This is a genomic window from Amycolatopsis sp. NPDC026612, assembly GCF_040638285.1.
In the GTDB taxonomy this organism is placed as follows: Bacteria; Actinomycetota; Actinomycetes; order Mycobacteriales; family Pseudonocardiaceae; genus Amycolatopsis.
In genome coordinates, this window is record NZ_JBEZYB010000004.1 from 1 (window position 1) to 18,860 (window position 18,860).

17 protein-coding genes are annotated in these 18,860 nt (G+C 70.4%); 4 read left to right on the plus strand and 13 right to left on the minus strand.

What is annotated here, in order from left to right; translation table 11 throughout:
• Positions 1–117: 117 nt before the first annotated feature.
• Positions 118–1,659, minus strand: a complete 1,542-nt coding sequence (locus tag AB0F15_RS05495) for a glycerol-3-phosphate dehydrogenase/oxidase (protein ID WP_360265613.1) — start codon at positions 1,657–1,659, stop codon at positions 118–120.
• Entirely contained in the window at positions 1,656–2,219 is a 564-nt protein-coding gene (locus AB0F15_RS05500; RefSeq protein WP_360266365.1) for a helix-turn-helix domain-containing protein, read from the minus strand. Before AB0F15_RS05500 ends, AB0F15_RS05495 begins: the two co-directional genes overlap by 4 nt.
• A 298-nt stretch (positions 2,220–2,517) precedes the next feature.
• Here AB0F15_RS05500 and AB0F15_RS05505 point away from each other — a divergent pair, with 298 nt between their 5' ends.
• Complete coding sequence (locus AB0F15_RS05505; protein WP_360266368.1) at positions 2,518–3,936, plus strand: FAD-binding oxidoreductase; 1,419 nt, start codon at positions 2,518–2,520, stop codon at positions 3,934–3,936.
• Here AB0F15_RS05505 and AB0F15_RS05510 read toward each other — a convergent pair.
• The 10 genes from AB0F15_RS05510 to AB0F15_RS05555 form a co-directional block, all read right to left on the minus strand.
• Positions 3,914–4,468, minus strand: a complete 555-nt coding sequence (locus AB0F15_RS05510; RefSeq protein ID WP_360265615.1) for a gamma-glutamylcyclotransferase family protein — start codon at positions 4,466–4,468, stop codon at positions 3,914–3,916. The two genes, AB0F15_RS05505 and AB0F15_RS05510, sit on opposite strands and share 23 nt — an antisense overlap.
• Before the next feature lie 83 nt (positions 4,469–4,551).
• On the minus strand, positions 4,552–5,649 hold the full coding sequence (locus AB0F15_RS05515) for an S-(hydroxymethyl)mycothiol dehydrogenase (RefSeq protein ID WP_360265618.1): 1,098 nt from the start codon (positions 5,647–5,649) through the stop codon (positions 4,552–4,554).
• A 224-nt stretch (positions 5,650–5,873) separates the two neighbouring features.
• On the minus strand, positions 5,874–7,136 hold the full coding sequence (locus tag AB0F15_RS05520; protein ID WP_360265621.1) for a peptidase C39 family protein: 1,263 nt from the start codon (positions 7,134–7,136) through the stop codon (positions 5,874–5,876).
• A gap of 71 nt (positions 7,137–7,207) precedes the next feature.
• Positions 7,208–7,609, minus strand: coding sequence for a PaaI family thioesterase (locus AB0F15_RS05525; RefSeq protein WP_360265624.1), 402 nt, complete (start codon positions 7,607–7,609; stop codon positions 7,208–7,210).
• 35 nt (positions 7,610–7,644) lie between these two features.
• The gene (locus AB0F15_RS05530) at positions 7,645–9,369 is read right to left on the minus strand and encodes a TIGR03767 family metallophosphoesterase (RefSeq protein ID WP_360265627.1); all 1,725 of its coding nucleotides are present in this window, start codon (positions 9,367–9,369) and stop codon (positions 7,645–7,647) included.
• A 199-nt stretch (positions 9,370–9,568) separates the two neighbouring features.
• Positions 9,569–9,961, minus strand: a complete 393-nt coding sequence (locus AB0F15_RS05535; protein WP_360265629.1) for a DUF4190 domain-containing protein — start codon at positions 9,959–9,961, stop codon at positions 9,569–9,571.
• Positions 9,962–10,014: 53 nt separating this feature from the next.
• Complete coding sequence (locus AB0F15_RS05540) at positions 10,015–10,833, minus strand: carbohydrate ABC transporter permease (protein ID WP_360265631.1); 819 nt, start codon at positions 10,831–10,833, stop codon at positions 10,015–10,017.
• The gene (locus AB0F15_RS05545) at positions 10,830–11,726 is read right to left on the minus strand and encodes a sugar ABC transporter permease (protein ID WP_360265633.1); all 897 of its coding nucleotides are present in this window, start codon (positions 11,724–11,726) and stop codon (positions 10,830–10,832) included. Before AB0F15_RS05545 ends, AB0F15_RS05540 begins: the two co-directional genes overlap by 4 nt.
• A gap of 8 nt (positions 11,727–11,734) precedes the next feature.
• Positions 11,735–13,024 carry a sugar ABC transporter substrate-binding protein gene (locus tag AB0F15_RS05550; RefSeq protein WP_360265636.1) on the minus strand — a complete coding sequence of 430 codons (1,290 nt, stop codon included), beginning with the start codon at positions 13,022–13,024 and terminating at the stop codon, positions 11,735–11,737.
• Positions 13,025–13,124: 100 nt separating this feature from the next.
• Positions 13,125–14,753: a long-chain fatty acid--CoA ligase gene (locus tag AB0F15_RS05555; protein ID WP_360265639.1), complete on the minus strand. Its 1,629-nt coding sequence runs from the start codon at positions 14,751–14,753 to the stop codon at positions 13,125–13,127.
• Positions 14,754–15,197: 444 nt separating this feature from the next.
• On the opposite strand from AB0F15_RS05555, the gene mihF reads away from it, so the two are divergent.
• On the plus strand, positions 15,198–15,509 hold the full coding sequence (mihF, locus tag AB0F15_RS05560; RefSeq protein WP_026468624.1) for an integration host factor, actinobacterial type: 312 nt from the start codon (positions 15,198–15,200) through the stop codon (positions 15,507–15,509).
• Between the two features lie 85 nt (positions 15,510–15,594).
• Positions 15,595–16,749, plus strand: a complete 1,155-nt coding sequence (locus tag AB0F15_RS05565) for an isochorismate synthase (protein WP_360265644.1) — start codon at positions 15,595–15,597, stop codon at positions 16,747–16,749.
• Between the two features lie 99 nt (positions 16,750–16,848).
• Here AB0F15_RS05565 and AB0F15_RS05570 read toward each other — a convergent pair whose 3' ends face one another.
• Positions 16,849–17,535 carry a 4'-phosphopantetheinyl transferase superfamily protein gene (locus tag AB0F15_RS05570; protein WP_360265647.1) on the minus strand — a complete coding sequence of 229 codons (687 nt, stop codon included), beginning with the start codon at positions 17,533–17,535 and terminating at the stop codon, positions 16,849–16,851.
• Positions 17,536–17,665: 130 nt separating this feature from the next.
• Here AB0F15_RS05570 and AB0F15_RS05575 point away from each other — a divergent pair, with 130 nt between their 5' ends.
• A complete protein-coding gene (locus AB0F15_RS05575) occupies positions 17,666–18,835 on the plus strand; it encodes an acyl-CoA dehydrogenase family protein (protein ID WP_360265650.1) in 1,170 nt (389 codons plus the stop codon).
• The last annotated feature ends 25 nt before the right edge of the window (positions 18,836–18,860 follow it).

An 18,860-nucleotide genomic window follows, 5' to 3' on the forward strand; every position in this document is an offset into this window, starting at 1 on the left:
GTACTAAAAACAACCAAAAAAACACCTCCTGGGGGGGGGGGCCCCATAGGGCTACAATTGGGGGGGTGGGGGGCTACCACCCCCCCGAAGGCCACATTGGGACGCTGGGGGCCGGGCTCAGCCGAGCCCCGCAAGCGACTTGTCGACAAGTTCCGCCACCCGGGGCGCCGCCGCCTCGGCGTCCGACGGGATCAAGGCCAGCCGGGTCCGGCGCTCCAGCACGTCCCCGACGTCGAGCGCCCCCTCGTTCCGGACCGCCCAGACGATCTCCGCCGCCGTGATCTCCGCTCCCGGTGCCACGGGCGCCGCGAACTCCGCGTCCACCGCGCCCAAGGCCGCCACTCGGGGCGCCTCCGTGCCGTACCGGGCCACCAGCCGGGGCGAAGCGTCCACAAGGGACAAGTGTGCCCTCGGGGCCGCTCCCAGCAGCGGCAACCGTGCGGTGCGGCACGGCGCAGCGGTGAGCCCGGCCAGCCGGACCGCCGCGTCGACCGCGTCCTCGGCCATCCGGCGGTACGTCGTCAGCTTGCCGCCCACCACCGTCAGCAGCCCGTCCGGGCCCGCCAGGACCGCGTGCTTGCGGGACAGATCGGCCGACCGGCCGCCCGTGCCGTCGACCAGCGGCCGCAACCCCGCGTACGACCCGGCGATGTCCGCGCGCGTCAGCGGCCGCGCCAGCACCGACGACGCCAACGACAACAGGAAGTCCACATCGGACTCGGGGACCATCGGCACGGCCGGGATCGGACCCGAGATCGGCTCGTCCGTCAGTCCCAGGTAGACCCGGCCGTCCGGCTGGGGGAGCAGGAAGACGAACCGGTTCGTCTCTCCGGGCACCCCGATGTTGACCGACGTCGTCCCCATCGGCACCGTCCCCGGCGCGAGCACCAGGTGGGAACCGAGTGACGGCCGCAGCCGCACCGCGCCGGTCAGCGTTCCGGCCCACACGCCCGTCGCGTTGATCACCTGACGCGCGTGGATGTCCAGTGAGTCGCCCGAAACGCCGTCGACGGCCGCGACCCGGTCCGCCGTGAGCGAGGTGGCCGACAGCCGGGTGAGGATCCGCGCGCCGAACGACGCCGCCGTGCGGGCCAGCGACACCACCAGCCGGGCGTCGTCGACCAACGCGCCGTCGTACGCCAGCAGAGCGCCGCGCAAGCCGTGCGCGGAAAGCCCGGGCGCCAGCGCCAGTGCCTCGGCCGCCGGGATCGAGCGCGGCCGGGGGAGCACCGACGACGGCGTGCGTGCCACCCGGCGGAGCACGTCGCCGGCGCGCAAGCCGGCCGCGACCACGCTCTCCTGCGCGCGGGAAGTGCCGGGGTACAACGGAAACAGCTGCGGCATCGCGCGCGTCAGGTGCGGCGCCGTGCGCGTCATCAGGACCCCGCGCTCGACGGCGCTCTCGTGCGCCAAGCCGAACTCGCCGTGCGCCAGGTAGCGCAGGCCGCCGTGCACCAGCTTCGACGACCAGCGCGACGTCCCGAACGCGAGGTCGTGCGCCTCCACGAGCGCCACCGACAGGCCCCGCGAAGCCGCGTCCAAAGCGATGCCGGTGCCGGTGACGCCACCGCCGACCACGACGATGTCGAGGCGCTCGCCCGACGCCAGCTCCGCGAGCTCGCGTTCGCGGCGCCGCGCGTTGAGCGAGCCGCTCGTCACGGCTTGAGTGCCGCGTCGAGCACGTGGGTGAACTCCGCCATCAGCGCGGCCTCGTCGACGTCCACGGTGGCCGGCTGCAACGAGAACGCGAACGACTGCACCACCAGCAGCACCGACCGGGACTGCGCGGCGACCGGTGCCCGCCGGATCGAACCGTCCGCGTGGCCGGACGCCAGGAGCTGGTGCAGCACCTGTTCGGCGAACTTCTGCGTCGCGCCGAGCCGCTCCACGATGTACGGCAGGACCAGTTCGGGATCGACGTCGAGCAGCGTGCGGAACAGCGGGTCCGCGGACAGCGCGCGGATCCCGGCCGAAGCGATCAGCACGAGGCGTTCACGGCTGTGCGCGGCGTCCGCCCCGCTTTCGCTCGCCGTGCGCAGCAACCCGCTGAACTCCCGGGTCATCAGGGCGGCGAGCACGCTGCGGACGTCGGGGAAGCGGCGGTAGACCGTCATCCGGCTGACGCGGGCGGTGCGGGCGATTTCGGCGAGGGTGGTGCGGCGCACGCCGACGGCCAGCACGCACGAGCGCGCGGCGTCGAGCAGTACGTCGTCGGCCACCCGTGTCGCCGTCTGTCGGTTGCGGGTGTCCGCGAGCGCGGAGGCACCCGCGGCCTGTGTCGTGTGACGTTTCACGTCCATATGTCACACTGTAGTCGTGAACGCTCTCATTGACCACCGCCTCCGCCGGTCCTGGACCGCGGAAGCCGCCGGCGCCGCCCCGCTGCCCGCGCGGGCAGCCAAGTGGCTTGAACAGCGTATAGGCCAAACGGCTCCGGGCGCCGCTCCGGCGGGCGATTTGCCGGTCGAAATACCGTCACCGAAATTGGCGAATGCTGCCACGGAAGCGCTGGCGAGGGTGGTCGGCACGGAAAACGTGCTGGTCGACGACCCGGCCCGGCTCGCACGGGCGACCGGGCTGTCCTACCTCGACCTCGTGCGCCGCCGTTCGCCCTCGGCGGACTTCCCGGTGCCCGACGCGGTCGTGCTCCCCGCCGATCCGGACGAGGTCCAGGAGGTGCTCGACGTCTGCGTGCAGCACGACGTCGGGGTCGTGCCGTTCGGTGGTGGCACGTCGGTGGTCGGCGGCGTCGCGGCGCTGCGCGGAGACAAGACGTCGGTGATCGCGCTGGACCTCGTCCGGCTCGACGCCCTGGTGTCGGTGGACGCCGAGTCGCGCATCGCCGTGCTGCAGGCGGGTGTCCGCGGTCCGGAGGCGGAGCGGCTCCTCGGTGCGCACGGCCTGACGCTCGGGCACATCCCCCAGTCGTTCGAGCGCGCCACGATCGGCGGCTTCGCGGCGACGCGCTCGGCGGGCCAGGCGTCGTCGGGCTACGGGCGGTTCGAGGACATGGTGGCCGGCGTGCGGCTGGCCACCCCGCGCGGGGCTTGGCGGCTCGGCGTCGCCCCGGCGTCCGCGGCCGGGCCGGACCTGCGGCAGCTCGCGATCGGCAGCGAAGGAACGCTCGGCGTGATCACGGAAGTCGCGTTGCGCGTGCGGCCGGTGCCGTCGGTCCGGCGCTACGAGGGTTATGCGCTGCCCGGCTGGGCGGCCGGCGCCGAGGCGGTGCGGGACCTCGCGCAGCACCACGCGCTCGCCGACGTCACGCGGCTGTCCGACGGGGACGAAACCGAGGTCTCGCTGGCACTGAACGCGGGCTGGAAGACGGCGGCGCTGCGTCGCTACCTCGCCGCCCGCGGGGTGAAGCGGCCGTGTTTCCTCATCGTCGGCTGGGAAGGCACCGCGCACGACGTGGCGCTGCGCCGCCGCGAGACGACACGGCGGCTGAAGGCCGCGGGTGCCGTGCGCGCCGGCAAGGCACTCGGCGAGTCGTGGCGGCACGGCCGGTTCGCCGGCCCCCGGCAGCGCGACACCCTGCTGGACATGGGTATCTGCGTCGAGACGCTCGAAACGGCGGCGTATTGGTCCAATGTGGACGAGCTGCGCGACGACGTCCGCGCGGTCCTGACGGCCGCGCTGGGCCGGGCGATCATCATGTGCCACCTTTCGCACGCGTACGAAACGGGGGCGTCGTTGTACTTCACGGTGCTGACGGCACGCAACCACGACGACCCGGTCGGCCAGTGGCGGCGGGCGAAGGCGGCGGCCTGCGAGGCGATCACCGGGCTGGGCACGATCTCCCACCACCACGCCGTCGGCATCGACCACGCGCCGTACCTCAGTGCGGAAATCGGGTCGCTGGGCGTGGAGGTGCTGCGCGCGGCCAAGTCCGCCGTGGACCCGACGGGGATCCTCAACCCGGGAAAGCTGGTGTGACCACTTCGCAGGGCACGCCGTGCCCGTCGGCGGGGACGCCGTCGAGCGCGGCCGCTTCGGTCTGCGGGACGTCGGCGGTGCGCACCGGAGCGCCGTCGACCAGCAGGGGGTAGCGGATCGGCGCGGCGCCGACGTACGTGTGGACCTCGGTCAGGCGCGTGCCGTCTTCGAGGGTGATGTCGGGTTCGGTCAGCCGGGCCAGGTGGTAGCGCGTGCCGCGGCCTTCGCAGCGGTCCAGGACTGCGAGCTGGTCCAGCGTCACGAACCAGATGGCGTGGTCCTCGGCGCCCGGCAGCGCGGTGAGGGTGGCCGGCCGCTGGTCGTCGACCACGCGGAAGCCGGCGGCCCACACCGCGGCGAGCCCGGCGCAGCGCGCGTGCGCCACCACGACCGGGCCCGCCAGGCCCAGCCGCGCGCGCAGCCAGGTGATCTTCGACGGGTTCGCGTTCGAGCCGTAGGCCAGCACGGCCATCCGGTCGCGCCAGCCCTCGGGGGCGGCGTCGAGCGGGTGCCCGATGCCGTCGACGTGCACGAACGAGTAGCCCGGCCGGGTGCCCGGGTAGGGCTCGGCCGGGTACTCGTCGTCGGTGAACAGCGGGCTTTCGGAGACGCCGGTCAGAACGTCACCACGCTGCGCAGGACGTCACCGTGGTGCATGCGCTCGAAGGCCTGCTCGACGCCGTCGACGCCGATGCGCTCGGTGACGAACTTGTCCAGCGGCAGCCGGCCCTGCAGGTAGAGGTCGACGAGCATCGGGAAGTCCCGGCTGGGCAGGCAGTCGCCGTACCACGACGACTTGAGCGAGCCGCCGCGCGCGAAGAAGTCGATCAGCGGGAGGTCGTTCAGCCGCATGTCCGGCGTCGGCACCCCGACCAGCACGACCGTGCCGGCCAGATCGCGCCCGTAGAACGCCTGCCGCCACGTCTCCGGGCGGCCGACCGCGTCGATGACGACGTCCGGGCCGAAGGAGCTGGTCGCGTCCTGCATGGCCTCGACGACGGCTTCTTCGGAGAGGCCCCGGCTGTTGATCGTGTGCGTCGCGCCGAAGCCCTTGGCCCAGTCGAGCTTGCGGTCGTCCATGTCGATGGCGACGATCGTGGTGGCACCGGCCAGTTTCGCGCCCGCGATGGCGGCGTCACCGACGCCACCGCAGCCGATGACCGCGACCGAGTCGCCGCGCGTGACGGCGCCGGTGTTGATCGCCGCACCGAGCCCGGCCATGACACCGCAGCCGAGCAGCCCGGCGACGGCGGGCTCGGCCTCACGGTTGACCTTCGTGCACTGTCCGCTGTGGACCAGGGTTTTCTCGAGGAAGGCGCCGACGCCGAGGGCGGGCGACAGCCTGGTGCCGTCCTGCAGCGTCATCGGCTGGGTGGCGTTGAAGGTCGAGAAGCAGTACCACGGCTTGCCGCGCCTGCAGGCCCGGCAGGTGCCGCAGACCGCACGCCAGTTGAGGATGACGTAGTCACCCGGCTCGAGGTCGCTGACGCCCTCGCCGACCGCTTCGACGACCCCGGCGGCCTCGTGGCCGAGCAGGAAGGGAAACTCGTCGTTGATCCCGCCCTCGCGGTAGTGCAGGTCGGTGTGGCAGACCCCGCAGGCCTGGACGTTCACCACCGCCTCGCCGGGACCGGGATCGGGCACGACGACGGTCTCCAGCGAGACGGGCTCGCCCTTCGCCCGCGAAACGACCCCCTGGACCTCGTACGGCATTCGAATCACCTTCCGGCTGCGCTGCTGGGTCGACCGCAGCTAATCACGGATCATGCGGAGATGGCGACATCCGCATGAGTGAGCTTCGGTGGCGAGCGTGCAACCAGTTGCGTCCTCCACAACGCGGTGAGGTGGTCAGGTTGCCGCCATGGCCCGGTCGGCGCCGTGCACTACGAGGAAGAACTCCCGTCCGCCCTGCGCCCGCTGGACGCGGACACGATGGACTACGCCGGGGTGATGATGTACGCGATGCCGCCGGGGCCGCCCGCCACGGTGCCGTCCGCGCGGTACCGCTTGGTCCGCTGCCAGATCTTCTCGAACTGGTCCCGCTGGTAGACGTTCCGGACCCGGTCGTTGCTGCTCGTCGCCGGGTCGTTCGCGATCACGTCGCCGTCCTTGGTGAAGCCGACGACGACCATGATGTGGCCCGCCGTCCCGTAACCGGCGCCGTCGAGCTCCGACGACAGGAACGACTGGGACGTGATCACCGGGATGCCGCGGGCGATGTAGTTCTCCAGCTCGTTCAGCGAGTGCAGCCGCGTGATGTGTCCGCGCAGCCCGCGCGACGCCGCGTAAGCGGTGTTGAACGGCCAGTTTCCGGTGCCGTCGTAGGCGTGGTCGTAGGTGTAGCGCGCCGCGAAGGCCACCGACGGGTCGACGTAGTCCGCCGGGATCCACGCCATCTCGGCCGCCGACGGCTTCTTGCCCCAGTACTCGGCCACCATCTCGGTCGACGTCGGGCTGCACCAGGCCTCGCCGCCGCCGCCGTACTGCGGGAACTGTCCCTTGTGGAGGTTCTGCGCGTACGCGGGCACCTTCAGCTCGATCCCGGTGGCGCGCCCGGGCTTGGTCGTCTGCACGTCGAAGCGGTCCGGGACGGCCGAAGTCATCGCGCCCAGCAGGCTCACCGACGGCGTCGCCCGCGATCCGGCTTCGCGGTAGAGGCTGATCCGCAGCTTGTACGACTTCAGTGCCACGCCGGCCTTCGTGACCAGCGTGTCGACGTCCACCATGGCGTTCGCGTCGTCCTGGCCGTCGACGCTGGTGCGCAGGATGTCGCCATCCCCGCTGGCCCAGCGGCCCATCGTGTACCACGCGGTTTCGGTACCCACCGACGTCCGGCCCTGCGCTTCGACCTGCAGCCAGGTCTTCGCCGGCGTCTTCGCGTTCCACGACGCGACCAGCTGCGTCGCGCCGAAGCCCTGCCGGTACACCGGTGACGTCCACTGGCCGTACTCGTACGTCCTCGTCGTGCCGAGCTCCGGCTCGGTGTGCTCGACCGTGCCGATCGGGTGCGTGATGCGCAGGCCGTCGTGGGTGAGCGCGAGCCCGGCGAAGCCGCCTTCGTGGAAGCGGCCGCCGGTCCACTCGTGGTAGTCGATCGCCTCGTCGTCACGGGGCCGGACCGGACCGGCCTCGGCGACCTGCGTGGTTACCGCAGTCAACACGACGACTGACAACAAGGTGAACAACTCGCGTACCCGCATCCCGGCTCCCTGCTCGACCCACCCAGTAGGCAGGGATTTTCGCTGCTTGGGCCGGGTCTGTAAACAGGTACCTACAAGACGGCCTGCGTCTGTGTCACTTTCGCGACCAACTTGCCGCCGTCGTCGTGGATTTCGGTCTCCACCACGACGAACTTCCGGCCGGCGTGCAATGGTCTGGACGACGCAACGGCGTAGCCCGAACGCACGGCACGCAGGAAGTTCGTCTTCGATTCGACGGTCGTCGTGCCCTGCGCGCCCTCGGGCAGGTTGAGGAACGCGCACACGGCGCCGGTCGAGTCGGCCAGCGCCATGAGCGCGCCCCCGTGCAGCGCGCCGCCGAGCGTGCAGAGGCTCTCGTCCCACTCAAGCCGGCTGCGGACGAGGGAGGGCCCGTGCTCCAGGACTTCGACGCCGAGGCGTTCGGAAAACGGCATGGAGCGGTGGAAGAGCCGGGTGCCCTCGGGATCGGTCATGCGACCACTGTGCCGCACCTACCGCCGCGGCAGCCTCAGGACAGCGGGTTCACCAACAACAGTTCGGTGTTGTGGTCCTCGGCCGCGCCGACCCGGCCGAGGTCGGTGTGGATGTCGTTGTAGGACAGCTCCCGGTACAGCGACGCAAGCGCTTGCGGCGTCCGGGCGCCGTAGTCGACGACGTACGGCGCCTCGGCCTCGATCAGCGTCGTGAACAGCGACAACGTGCCGTCGGCGTTGTCGGCGACTTCGACGATCCGCGCGTGCTGCGGGAAGTCGACGTGCGACGCGGTGTTGATCTCCCAGAAGCCCTGCTGCGGCGTGTTCCCGGCGTGCGGCGTGATCTTGTTGAGGTGCGTGTGGCCGTTGACCCAGGCCAGCACGTTCGGGAACCGCTTGAGCAGCGCGACGAACGCGGTGCCGTCCAGCCGCGGGTCGAGCGGGTGGCGCGAGTCCGGCAGCAGGTTGCCCATCGTGCCGCTGGTGTGGTGACTGAAGAGGAGGAACAGCTCGTCGGTGACGGCGTGGGTGACCTTGCGGCCGAAGAAGTCGTAGTACGCCGAGCTGCCGCGCTTGAGCGTCGACTCGACCCAGGTGTACTGCGCGAGGCCGATCGAGCCGTCGGCGAACCCGGCGTCGGTGGTGGTGTCGAGGCTGATCCCGGTGATGCCCGGCGCGATCCGGAAGGTGTAGTAGACGTTCTTGCCGTCGGCGTTGGCGCTGGTGAAGCCGTGTCCGACGGGACCGGGGCCGGTGTTGGCCGAGTCGAGGTGGGCGCGGACGAACTCGCCGGTGCCGAACGGCCGGCGCCGCGCGTCCGGCGTGACCTCCCGGATGGTCCCGGAACCGCCGAAGAGTTCCGCGACCGGGACGCTGGAGCCGGGCTTCCCGATGGCGTCCGCGAGCTTCTTCGCGGTGGCCTCGTCCTTGCCGATGATCTTGTACTTCCCGGTGTACCAGGCGTCGATGCCGGGGATCTGCGCCGGCAGCGAGCCGACGATGCTGTCGTCGTGGTTGCCGAAGGTGCAGAACCACGGGACGTCGAGGCCCGGCGCGGTGAACGTCTTCAGGCCGGCTTCGAGCAGGCCGGGCAGCTGCGGGAAGCCCTTGGCGGTGTAGGCGTCCTGGCCGGGCGTGGCCGGGTTCCAGAACTCGTGGTTGCCCGAGTTCTGGACGCCTTCGTAGCGGTCCGGGTCGCCGGAGTTCGGGGTGACGCTGCCGCCGTTCAAGACCTTGAGGAACCAGTCGAGCTCGATCAGCTCGTGGTTGTCGGTGTTGTCGCCGGTGGTGACCATGAGGTCGAACGGCCGCCCGGTGAACGGGCCCTGCCGCACGCTGTTGACGCGCTCGACGAGCGCGCTGGTGGCGACGGTGCCGAGCGCCTCCTGCGGCCGGTGCGCGGAGCCGATGAACGGGTGCAGGTACTCGAACCGCGCGGGGCTCTCGGTGTCGGTGATGTGCAGATCGGTGAACTGGACGAAGGCGCTGAGGGTGCGGCGCCGGTCGTCGCGCCCGCTCTGCGGGGTGGCGAGGTCGCTCCGGACGACCAGCGGCCAGCCGGGGCCCGCGGACAGGCGCGAGTAGGTGCCGGTGCCCCCGCCGGTGGCGACCTGTTCCAGCGTGGTGCCGGTGGTGGTGACCGAGCGGGTGCTCGTCAGCCGGAGGGCGCGGTCGAGGGCGTTCGCGGTGGGCGTGCAGAGCAGGAGCCCGAGACCGGCGGCGCCCGCGGTGGCGACGGTGCGCCGGGTGAGTTCGGCCATGGTTGTTCGCTCCCCAGTCTTCTCGGTTGCCCAGCACCGTGCCGGACGTCGGTGACCGGCCGGTGAACGTGACATTTCGAGCTACCCTGTCACAGGCGTCGAAGTGGGTGTACCGCCGAAGGTTGTGGTCATTTCCGCCGGGCGGCGAGGCCACGCCCGGCGGCGTCGGGCGCCGGGGGAATCGACGCCGCGGCGGGCTTCAGCAAAAGGCGCCGCACGTGGTCACGGCGGTCGCCGCGGTGAAGAAGAAGATCATCACGATGATCGCCGGGATCATCGCGACGCCACCGCAGACCAGGCCGGCGATGGCCATGCCGCGGCCGGAGTACCCGGGCCGGGAGCTCTGCTGCAGGCCGGCCCAGGACAGCCCGATCGCGATCACGCCCATGACGACGTCGCCGATGGGGATCCAGAAGCCGATCAGGGCCAGGATGCCGACCACCATGCCGGCGACGCACAGCCCGCTGGTGCGCAACATCGGGTACGGGCTCGGCATTGCCGCGTACTGCGCCGGGTACGCCGGCACCGGCATCGATGCCGGGTACTGCGGGTCGTCCGGGTTGACCGGCGGGTAGGGGGTCGAACTGGTCATCGCGCACCTGCTTCCTGAGAGACGCCCCCAAGTCGCCGCCGGGTCGCCGCGTGTTACGAGCCGCCCAAACCGGACTCGGCCACCCCGCGGACCAGGTACCGCTGCAGGAACGCGAACAGCAGCACGATCGGCAGGATCGACACCGCCGCGGCCAGGAACAGCAGGTTCAGCTGCGGGTTCTGCGCCGTCAGCAAGCCCGACAGCGCCACCTGGACCGTCCACGAATCCGGGGACTGGGCGATGATCAGCGGCCACAGGAACGCGTTCCAGCTGCCGATCACCGTGATCACCGCGATCGCCGCGAAGAAACCCTTCGCGTTGGGCACCACGATCCGCCAGAACACGCCCCAGCGGGAAAGGCCGTCCACCCGGCCCGCCTCCTCCAGTTCACGCGGGAAGTCGAGGAAGTACTGGCGGAACAGGAAGACGCTGAACGCGCTGAACAGGCCGGGGATCACCAGACCGCGGAAGTCCGACAGCCAGCCCAGCGACGAGACCACCACGAAACTCGGCACGAACGTCACCGACGTCGGGATCATCAGCGTCGCCAGCACCGCGTAGAACACGAAGCGCGAGTGCCGGTAGGGGATCCGGGCCAGTCCGTAGCCGGCGAGGGAGCAGATCACCAGCAGCCCGGTCGTCTGCAGGGTGGCGACCACCGCGGAGTTGAGCAGGCTCCTGGCGAAGGGGACGTCCTCCGAAGCGAACAGCCGCGAGAAGTTCTCCCAGTGCACTGTGGACGGAAACGGCGTCCACTGTGGAGCGGTGAGTTCCGCCCGTGACGCCAGGCCGTTGCGGATCAGCAGGTAGAACGGCAGCAGGAACAACACCGCCGCGACGATCAGGGAAGCCCACCGCGAGAACGCCTTCATGATGCACGTCCGAAGCGGAACACCCGGCCCTGCAAGAGCGTGACGAACGCGATGATCAGCGCCAGGATCACCGCGCCCGCACTGCCGCGCCCGAGGTCCTGGCCGCCCGAACCCAGCGACGTGTAGTACAGGTAGACCAATGGCGGCCGGGCGAACGGGGGGTAGCCGCGGGCGTCGCCCATGATGTTGTAGAACTCGTCGAACGCCTGGTAGGCGTTGATCAGGTTCAGCAGCAACACCGCCACCGCGGTCGCGCGCAGCTGCGGCAGGGTGATGTACCGGAACACCTGCCAGCCCGGTTTGGCGCCGTCGAGCCACGCCGCTTCGTACAGCTGAGCCGGGATCCGCTGCAGTGCCGCGATGAACAGGATCATGTAGAACCCGAGCTGCAGCCACAGCCGCGCCGTCACCAGCACCACCCAGTACAGCGGCGGGTGCACCGTCCCGGTCCACGCCACCGGTTCCACGCCGAACACGGACAGCACCGTGTTCGCCAATCCGTAGCGGACGCCGGAAAACAGCGACGTCTTCCAGATCAGCGACGCCACGACGTACGAGCAGGCGAACGGCAGGAAGAACACCGACCGGAAGAACGCCCGCGCGAACCGCAGCCGGTTGACGCCGAGGGCCAGCGCCAGCGAGAGCACGAACGTCAGCGGCACGATGAACAGCGCGAACACGCTGAACGTGCCCAGGCTGGAGAGGAACGGCTCGTCGGTGAGCATGTGCCCGTAGTTGTCCAGCCCGACGAACTCGGTCGGGGTCACCGTGTTGCGCGCGTCGAAGAACGACAGGTACGCGCTCCAGCCGATCGGCAGGTACGCGAAGATCGCCAGCCCGATCAGGAACGGGCCGACGAAAAGCCAGAACGTACGCGCGTCTCGCCGCTTCATCCCCTGTGTCATCCAAAAAGGCGCTTCAGCTCGGCCTTCGCCACCTCGACCGCCGTCTTGGTCTGCGCGACCGGGTCCGCTCCTTCCTTCGCGATCTTCGCGACCGCGTCGGACAACGCCGTGTTCGCCTGCTGCGTCCACACCGGCCCGCCGACGAGGTGGCTGTTCTCCTTGACGAACCGGGCGGCGTCGGCGGCCGGGCCCGACTTGAGGTTGTCCGCGCGGTCGATCAGGCTCTGCCGCGCCGGGACGTGGAAGCCGAACTTCGTCGCGAACTCCAGCTGGTTCTGCGTCTGGTCGACCCACAGCCACTTCACGAACGCCTTGGCCTCGGCGACGTGCGCGCTCTTGGCGTTCACCATCGCGCCGTACGCGCCGACCGGCACCGACGGCGCGCCGCCGGCGTCCAGCTTCGGGAACGGCAGGACGCCGAAGTCGTCGTCGAACGCCTGGCGGATCTTCGGCACGTTCCACAGGCCGGTCCACTGCATCGCCGTGAGCCCGTCGATGAACGCGCCGGGATCCGACCAGTCCGCCGGCGCGCCGAGCAGCAGGGAACCGCCGGCGTTGAGCGCGTGCAGCTTCCCCAACGCGGTCGCCGCGCGCGGGTCGTCGAAGCCGACCTCGCGGTTGCCGCTCTTGAGGTAGTCGAGCCCCGCGGACCACAGCAGCGGGCCGGTGAGCACGCCGACGCCGCCGTCGTTGCCCGCGAAGAAGCCCTTGACGCCGTCCTTGGTGAGCTTCGCGGCCGCGTCGACGAGCTCGTCGACCGTCTGCGGCGGCTGGACACCCGCCGCCTGCAGCAGGCTCTTGCGGTAGAAGAGCACCTGCGTGTCGGTGGCCTGCGGGATGCCGTAGACCTTGCCCTCGACGGTCTGCGCGGCCAGCACGGCCGGGCTGAAGTCGCCCTTCACCGGCGCGATGACGTCGTCGAGCGAGACGACCTGGTTCTGCCGCACCCAGTCGATCTTGACCTGGGCTTCGAAGACGTCCGGCACCTTGCTGTTCTGCAGCGCGGTGACGATCTTCGAGTCGTAGTCGCCCGGGTTCCACTGCACGTTCACCGTGGCGCCGGGATAACCCGCGGCGTACCGCTTGACGGCGTCCTGGACGCCTTCCTCGCCGTACGCGTGGTACCACTGCTGGAGCGTGACCTTCGGGGCGGCCGACGGCGGCGGGCCCGCCGAGTACGCCGTCGAGGGCGGTGGGTCACCCTGCCGCCCGGTGTTCGACCCGCACGCCGTCGCGAGCGCGCCCATTCCCGCGAGCGCGAGAAAACTCCGTCTGTTTCGCTGCATCCCCAGAACCCCTCCGACGTGCTCTGAAGGTCACCATAGGAGCGTCAGGGTCCCCTATGGTGACCGCCAGAGGCATGAAGACTCGCCGGAGATTTACCCGTTAGAGCTGGGCGATGTCGAGCTTTCCCTCGGAGTAGGACGCCCGGATCCGCTTCTTGTCGAACTTGCCGACGCTGGTTTTGGGCACTTCGTCGACGAACGTCCAGTTCTCCGGCAGCTGCCACTTCGCGACCTTGTCGGACAGGAAGTCCCGCAGCTCCTCCGGCGTGACGCTCCGGCCCTCCTTGAGCACGACGGCGACCAGCGGCCGCTCGTCCCACTTCTCGTCCGGGATGCCGACGACCGCGGCTTCGGCCACCGCCGGGTGGCCCATGACCTGGTTCTCCAGGTCGACCGAGGAGATCCACTCGCCGCCGGACTTGATGACGTCCTTGGCGCGGTCGGTCAGCGTGAGGAAGCCGTCCGGGCTGATCCGGCCGACGTCGCCGGTGCGCAGCCACCCGTCGTGGAACTTGTCCGGGTCGACCTCCGCGCCGCCGTAGTACGAAGCCGCGATCCACGGGCCCTGGACCTCGAGCTCGCCGACGGCCTCGTCGTCCCACGGCAGCACCGCGCCGTCGTCGTCGATCAGCCGGGCGCGCACGGAGGCCGGGAAGCGGCCCTGCGTGTAGCGGTACTTCCAGATCTCGTCGCCGGTCGCGGCGGCCGGCGGGCGGGCGACGCTGCCCAGCGGCGACGTCTCGGTCATGCCCCAGGCGTGCAGGATCGGGACGTCGTGCCGCTCCTGGAAGGCGTGCATCAGCGACGGCGGCACCGCGGACCCGCCCACGACGACCTCACGCAGGTGCGAGATGTCCTGCGGGTGCGCTTCGAGGTGGGCGAGCAGGCCCTGCCAGACGGTGGGCACCGCTCCGGCGAACGTCGGCTTCTCCGCGGCGAGCATCGCCGCGATCGGCGCCGGCTGGAGGAACCGGTCCGGCATCAGCAGCGACGCGCCGACCATCAGCGACGCGTACGGCAGGCCCCACGCCATGGCGTGGAACATCGGCACGATGGCCAGGGCCTTGTCGTGCTGCGCGAGCCGCATGCTGTCGGTCATGCAGACCTGCATCGAGTGCAGCCAGATCGACCGGTGCGAGTAGGCCACGCCCTTGGGGTCACCGGTGGTGCCCGAGGTGTAACACATCGCGGCGGCGGAGCGCTCGTCGACGTCCGGCCAGTCGAACGTGTCGGGCTGGGCCCCGAGCAGTTCGGCGTAGGAGTGGACCTCGACGCCGTCCGGCGCCTCGAGCGCCGCGGCGTCGCCGTTGGCCACGATGACGTGCCGGACCGTCTTGAACTGCGGCAGCTGCTTCGCCAGCAGGGGGACGAGGGTGCCGTCGACGATGACGACGTGGTCCTCGGCGTGGTTGGCGACGAACACGAGCTGCTCCGGGAACAGCCGGATGTTCAGCGTGTGCAGCACCGCGCCCATGGCCGGCACGGCCAGGTAGGCGGCCAGGTGTTCGGCGTTGTTCCACATGAACGTGCCGACGCGCTGGTCACCGGTCACCCCGAGGCCGCGAAGCGCGTTCGCGAGCCGGGCGGCGTGCCTGCCGAGGTCGCCGTAGCTCTCGCGACGGGCTTCTGAACCGGTCCAGGTGATGACTTCGCTCGCCGAATGCACCGACGTGCCGTGGCGAAGCAGGTTCGCCAGCGACAGCTGGCCGTCCTGCATGGTGCTCAACATGGTCGCTCCCGGGGGTCGCTCGCCGGTGAACTGGGGTTGCGCCGACTCTAGTGCGGATCGGGTGAAGCGGGCATGGTCGACAACGGCTCCGTTCGGTCACGGTCGTCGCGCGATCGGGCGACGACCGGACGATGATCAAGATCATCAATTTTTCGGCTTTTCCTTATAGGCAAGGAAATGTGCACGAGAACACTGCGTAGCGAAGGCTCCACTTCCGGGTGAGTCTGGCCACTCGGGACAGTTCTTGGGAGCGTTTCCGCAGGCCGGGGCGGGTTGCCCGGCATCACCTCCGGGGGTAATAAGTGCGTGTCGGTTGCACGGCCACGCAGCCGGTGGCGTTTACTGGGGCCGTGGCAAGAGACGGCTGAGCAGCGCTTGCAGGAGCAAGCACTCGTAAAAGCTGTCGGCCGCGAAAGCGGAGACCTGAGAGGAAAGGACACTACGTTGGCTCTGCCTACGTTGACTCCGGAGCAGCGCGCCGATGCCTTGGCCAAGGCCGCCGAGGCTCGCAAGGCGCGTTCGGAACTGCTCGCGTCGATCAAGTCCGGCAAGGAGAGCATCGAGAAGGTGCTCAAGCAGGCCAAGGAGAACAAGACCATCGGGAAGACGAAGGTCACCCAGCTGCTGAAGGCCGTCCCCGGCCTCGGCGCGGTGAAGGTCGCCGCCCTGCTCGAGCAGGCCGGCATCGACCCGGACCGGCGTGCCGCCGGCCTGGGCGAGCGCCAGCGCGAGGCGCTCATCGACGCGCTCAAGTAGCCCGTCACCAGGAGCTGCCCGCGAGGGGAGTGTCGCTCGCGACACTCCCCTCGCGGATCTCCCGAAGCCTGGGACGCTGGAGCCTGTGAGTGACGCAGCCCCGGCGACCCCGGCAAGAGACCTCGCCGCCCGCTACCAGCGAGGCGACTTCCTCTTCACGACGGCCCAGCGAGCACTCCTCGCGCAGGGCACGATCCGGACCGTCACCGAGCCGGACCCCCACCGGCTCGCCTCGGCGATCCCCGGCGTCCTGGCCGAGACCGGCGCCCCGCTGGCGGTCGGCGTCCTGCCGTTCGACACCGGGCCCGCCACGAAGGTGCCGGGCCATCTCGTCGTGCCGCGGACCGTCCACCGGTCCGCAGGGACGCCGTCGCTGCCCCGTGAAGTGCTGCCGGCTCCCGTGCGGGTGCGTGCGGTGCCCGCGCCCGAGCACCACATGGCGGCCGTGCGGGCCGCTGTCCTCGCCTTGAGCCAGCGTGACCTGCGGAAAGCCGTCTTGGCTCGCGCTCTGGACCTCGAGTTCGACTTGCCGGTTCCGGTCGAGAGCATCGTGCGGAACCTGGCCGTCGGCAATCCCCGGCACTTCACGTACGCGGCCGAGGTGCCGGGTGGCCGGACGCTCGTCGGCGCCACGCCGGAGCTGCTCCTGCGCCGCACCGGCCGCACGGTGTTCTCGTCACCGCACGCCGGGTCGATGCCGCGCTCGGCCGACCCGGTGATCGACCGCGCCAACGGCGAGGCGCTGCGGACGTCCCGCAAGGACCAGCTCGAGCACGCGGTGGTGATCGACTACGTCGTCGAGGCGCTGCGGCCGTTCTGCCGGAAGCTGGACGTCCCGGCCGGACCGGAGCTGGTCACCACGCCGGCCATCTGGCACCTGTGGACGCCGATCACCGGCGAACTGGCCGATCCGGACGTCACGGCCCTGGACCTGGCCACGGCGCTGCATCCGACCCCGGCGATCTGCGGTACCCCGACGGAGGGGGCGCGCGAGCTGGTCCAGGAGCTGGAGCCGTTCGACCGCGACTACTACGCGGGCGCGGTCGGCTGGGTCGACGCGGCGGGCGACGGCGAGTGGGCGGTGGCGATCCGCTGCGCCGAGATCGCCTCGACGTCGATGCGGCTGTACGCGGGCGGCGGGATCGTCGCGGCCTCGGACCCGCAGGCGGAACTGGACGAAACGACGGCGAAGTTCCGCACGCTGCTGACGGCGATGGGTCTGGAGGACCTGCCGGTCTGAGCGGCCCAAGCGCCCCAATGTGGCCTTGGTTGCGTTGAACGCACCGAAGGCCACATTGGGTGCGTTGAACGCACCGAAGGCCACATTGGGGCGCTTGGCTCAGGGGACCCAGTGTTCCTCGGTGACCGACAGTTCCTCGGTGGTCAGCACCGCGATGGCCGCGCGGTAGCCGTCCGCGGCCTTCAGGTCCGCCAGGCGGGTCGTCGCCGGGTCCAGGGCCGGGTCGGCCGAGGACGCCAACCGGGCCGGCTCGTCGTATCGGGAGAACGTGATGCTCTGCAACGGGATGCGCAGGCCCTTGCCGGTGGCCTTCATCACCGCTTCCTTGCGGGTCCAGTAGACGAAGAACGCCGCGGCCTTCTCCGTCGCGTCGAGGCCCGCCAGGTGCTCCACCTCCACCGGGCTCAGCGCGTACTCGATCAGGCCGTCGTCCGCGCGGCGGGCGGCGGTTTCGACGTCGAGGCCCACCGGGACCGACGGCGTCGCCGCGACGCCGATCAGCTCGCCCGAGTGCGAGATCGACAACGCCAGGTCCGCGCCCGGGATCCGCGGCCGCCCGTGCGGCTTGCCGCAGTCTTCGCAGGTCGCGTCGAACGTCACCGCCTCGACGGCCAAGCCGAGCCGTTCGGCCGCGACCGTCTTCGCCAGTACCCGGCCGGTGAGGAACCGCCGCTTGTCCGCGTCCTGCCGGTACGCCGCGAACCGCCCCTGCTCGACGTCGTCCAGCAGGCGCATGAACCGTTCTTCGGCGGGCAACGGCGACGACCAGCGGACCTCGATCTCCATCACCACCCCGATCTTTCCGGGCGCGGCAGCCGTTGTCACGAATTCGGGCGCAGGTCTGGGGTTATCCGGCGCACAGGAGGTACCCTGGGCCTAAGCGAGCGCTTAGTCATTTCGGAGGAGCAGCCACGTCATGGATTTCTCTCTCAGCACCGAAGAACGTGAAGTGCGCGACTGGGTCCGCACGTTCGTCCAGCGGGAGCTGATCCCGCTCGAGCAGGAGGTCCTGCGGCGGGAGCGCGCCCACCAGCCCGGCCTGACCGGCGAGGAGCTCAAGGCCCTCCAGCTGAAGGCGAAGGAGTCCGGCTTCTGGGGCGTGCTGACCCCGGAGGAGTACGGCGGCATGGGCCTGTCCGCCGTGATGGCCGCGCTGCTGGAGGCCGAGCTCGGCCGCACCTTCGTCCCGTTCCGCTTCGGCGGCGCCGCCGACAACATCCTGTTCCACGCCAACGAGGAGCAGAAGCAGACCTACCTGCTGCCGACGATCTCGGGTGAGCGCAAGTCGTGCTTCGCCATCACCGAGCCGGGGGCCGGGTCGGACGCCAAGGCCATCCGGACCACCGCCCGCAAGGACGGCACCGGCTGGGTCATCAACGGCGAGAAGACCTTCATCACCGGCGGCAACGAGGCCGACTTCACCATGGTGTTCGCCATCACCGACCCCGAGAAGGGCGCGAACGGCGGCGTCACGTGCTTCCTGGTCGACCGCGAGGCCGGCTGGAAGTCCGAGTACATCGACACCATGGGCGAGTGGGGGCCCGCTTCCCTGATCTTCCAGGACGTCCGGGTGCCCGAGACGCAGATCCTCGGCGAGGAGGGCCGCGGCTTCGAGCTGGCCATGCAGTGGATCGGCCAGGGCCGCTACCTGCTGCCGGCGCGTGCCATCGGCTCCTGCGAGCGGCTGATCTCGATGGCCATCGAGCACGCCAACACCCGCGAGACGTTCGGGCAGAAGATCGCCGAGCGGCAGGCCATCCAGTGGATGATCGCCGACTCCGGCGTCGAGCTGGAAGCGCTGCGCTGGCTGGTGCTGCACGCCGCCTGGCAGGTCGACCAGGGCGTGGATTCCCGGCACGCGCAGTCGATGGCGAAGCTGTACGGCGGCCAGAAGGCCAACGAAATCGTCGACCGCGTCCTGCAGATCCACGGCGGCATGGGTTACACGCGGGAACTGCCGGTCGAGCGGTGGTACCGCGAGCTGCGGCTGCTGCGCATCTACGAAGGCACCGACGAGATCCAGCGCCGCACCATCGCGCGCAACCTGCTCAAGGGGCACGTGAAGGTCGGCGGCACTCTGGGCTGAGAAGGCGACCAGCTTCTTTCGGGCG

What these genes read in the sequence shown, in the direction of transcription:
- AB0F15_RS05555 (WP_360265639.1), bottom strand. Translation starts at nt 14,753, where the DNA reads ATGTTGAGCACCATGCAGGACGGCCAGCTGTCGCTGGCGAACCTGCTT.
- AB0F15_RS05575 (WP_360265650.1), top strand. Translation starts at nt 17,666, where the DNA reads ATGGATTTCTCTCTCAGCACCGAAGAACGTGAAGTGCGCGACTGGGTC.
- AB0F15_RS05525 (WP_360265624.1), bottom strand. Translation starts at nt 7,609, where the DNA reads ATGACCGATCCCGAGGGCACCCGGCTCTTCCACCGCTCCATGCCGTTT.
- AB0F15_RS05570 (WP_360265647.1), bottom strand. Translation starts at nt 17,535, where the DNA reads ATGGAGATCGAGGTCCGCTGGTCGTCGCCGTTGCCCGCCGAAGAACGG.
- AB0F15_RS05535 (WP_360265629.1), bottom strand. Translation starts at nt 9,961, where the DNA reads ATGACCAGTTCGACCCCCTACCCGCCGGTCAACCCGGACGACCCGCAG.
- AB0F15_RS05530 (WP_360265627.1), bottom strand. Translation starts at nt 9,369, where the DNA reads ATGGCCGAACTCACCCGGCGCACCGTCGCCACCGCGGGCGCCGCCGGT.
- AB0F15_RS05545 (WP_360265633.1), bottom strand. Translation starts at nt 11,726, where the DNA reads ATGAAGCGGCGAGACGCGCGTACGTTCTGGCTTTTCGTCGGCCCGTTC.
- AB0F15_RS05540 (WP_360265631.1), bottom strand. Translation starts at nt 10,833, where the DNA reads ATGAAGGCGTTCTCGCGGTGGGCTTCCCTGATCGTCGCGGCGGTGTTG.
- AB0F15_RS05550 (WP_360265636.1), bottom strand. Translation starts at nt 13,024, where the DNA reads ATGCAGCGAAACAGACGGAGTTTTCTCGCGCTCGCGGGAATGGGCGCG.
- AB0F15_RS05515 (WP_360265618.1), bottom strand. Translation starts at nt 5,649, where the DNA reads ATGCCGTACGAGGTCCAGGGGGTCGTTTCGCGGGCGAAGGGCGAGCCC.
- AB0F15_RS05520 (WP_360265621.1), bottom strand. Translation starts at nt 7,136, where the DNA reads ATGCGGGTACGCGAGTTGTTCACCTTGTTGTCAGTCGTCGTGTTGACT.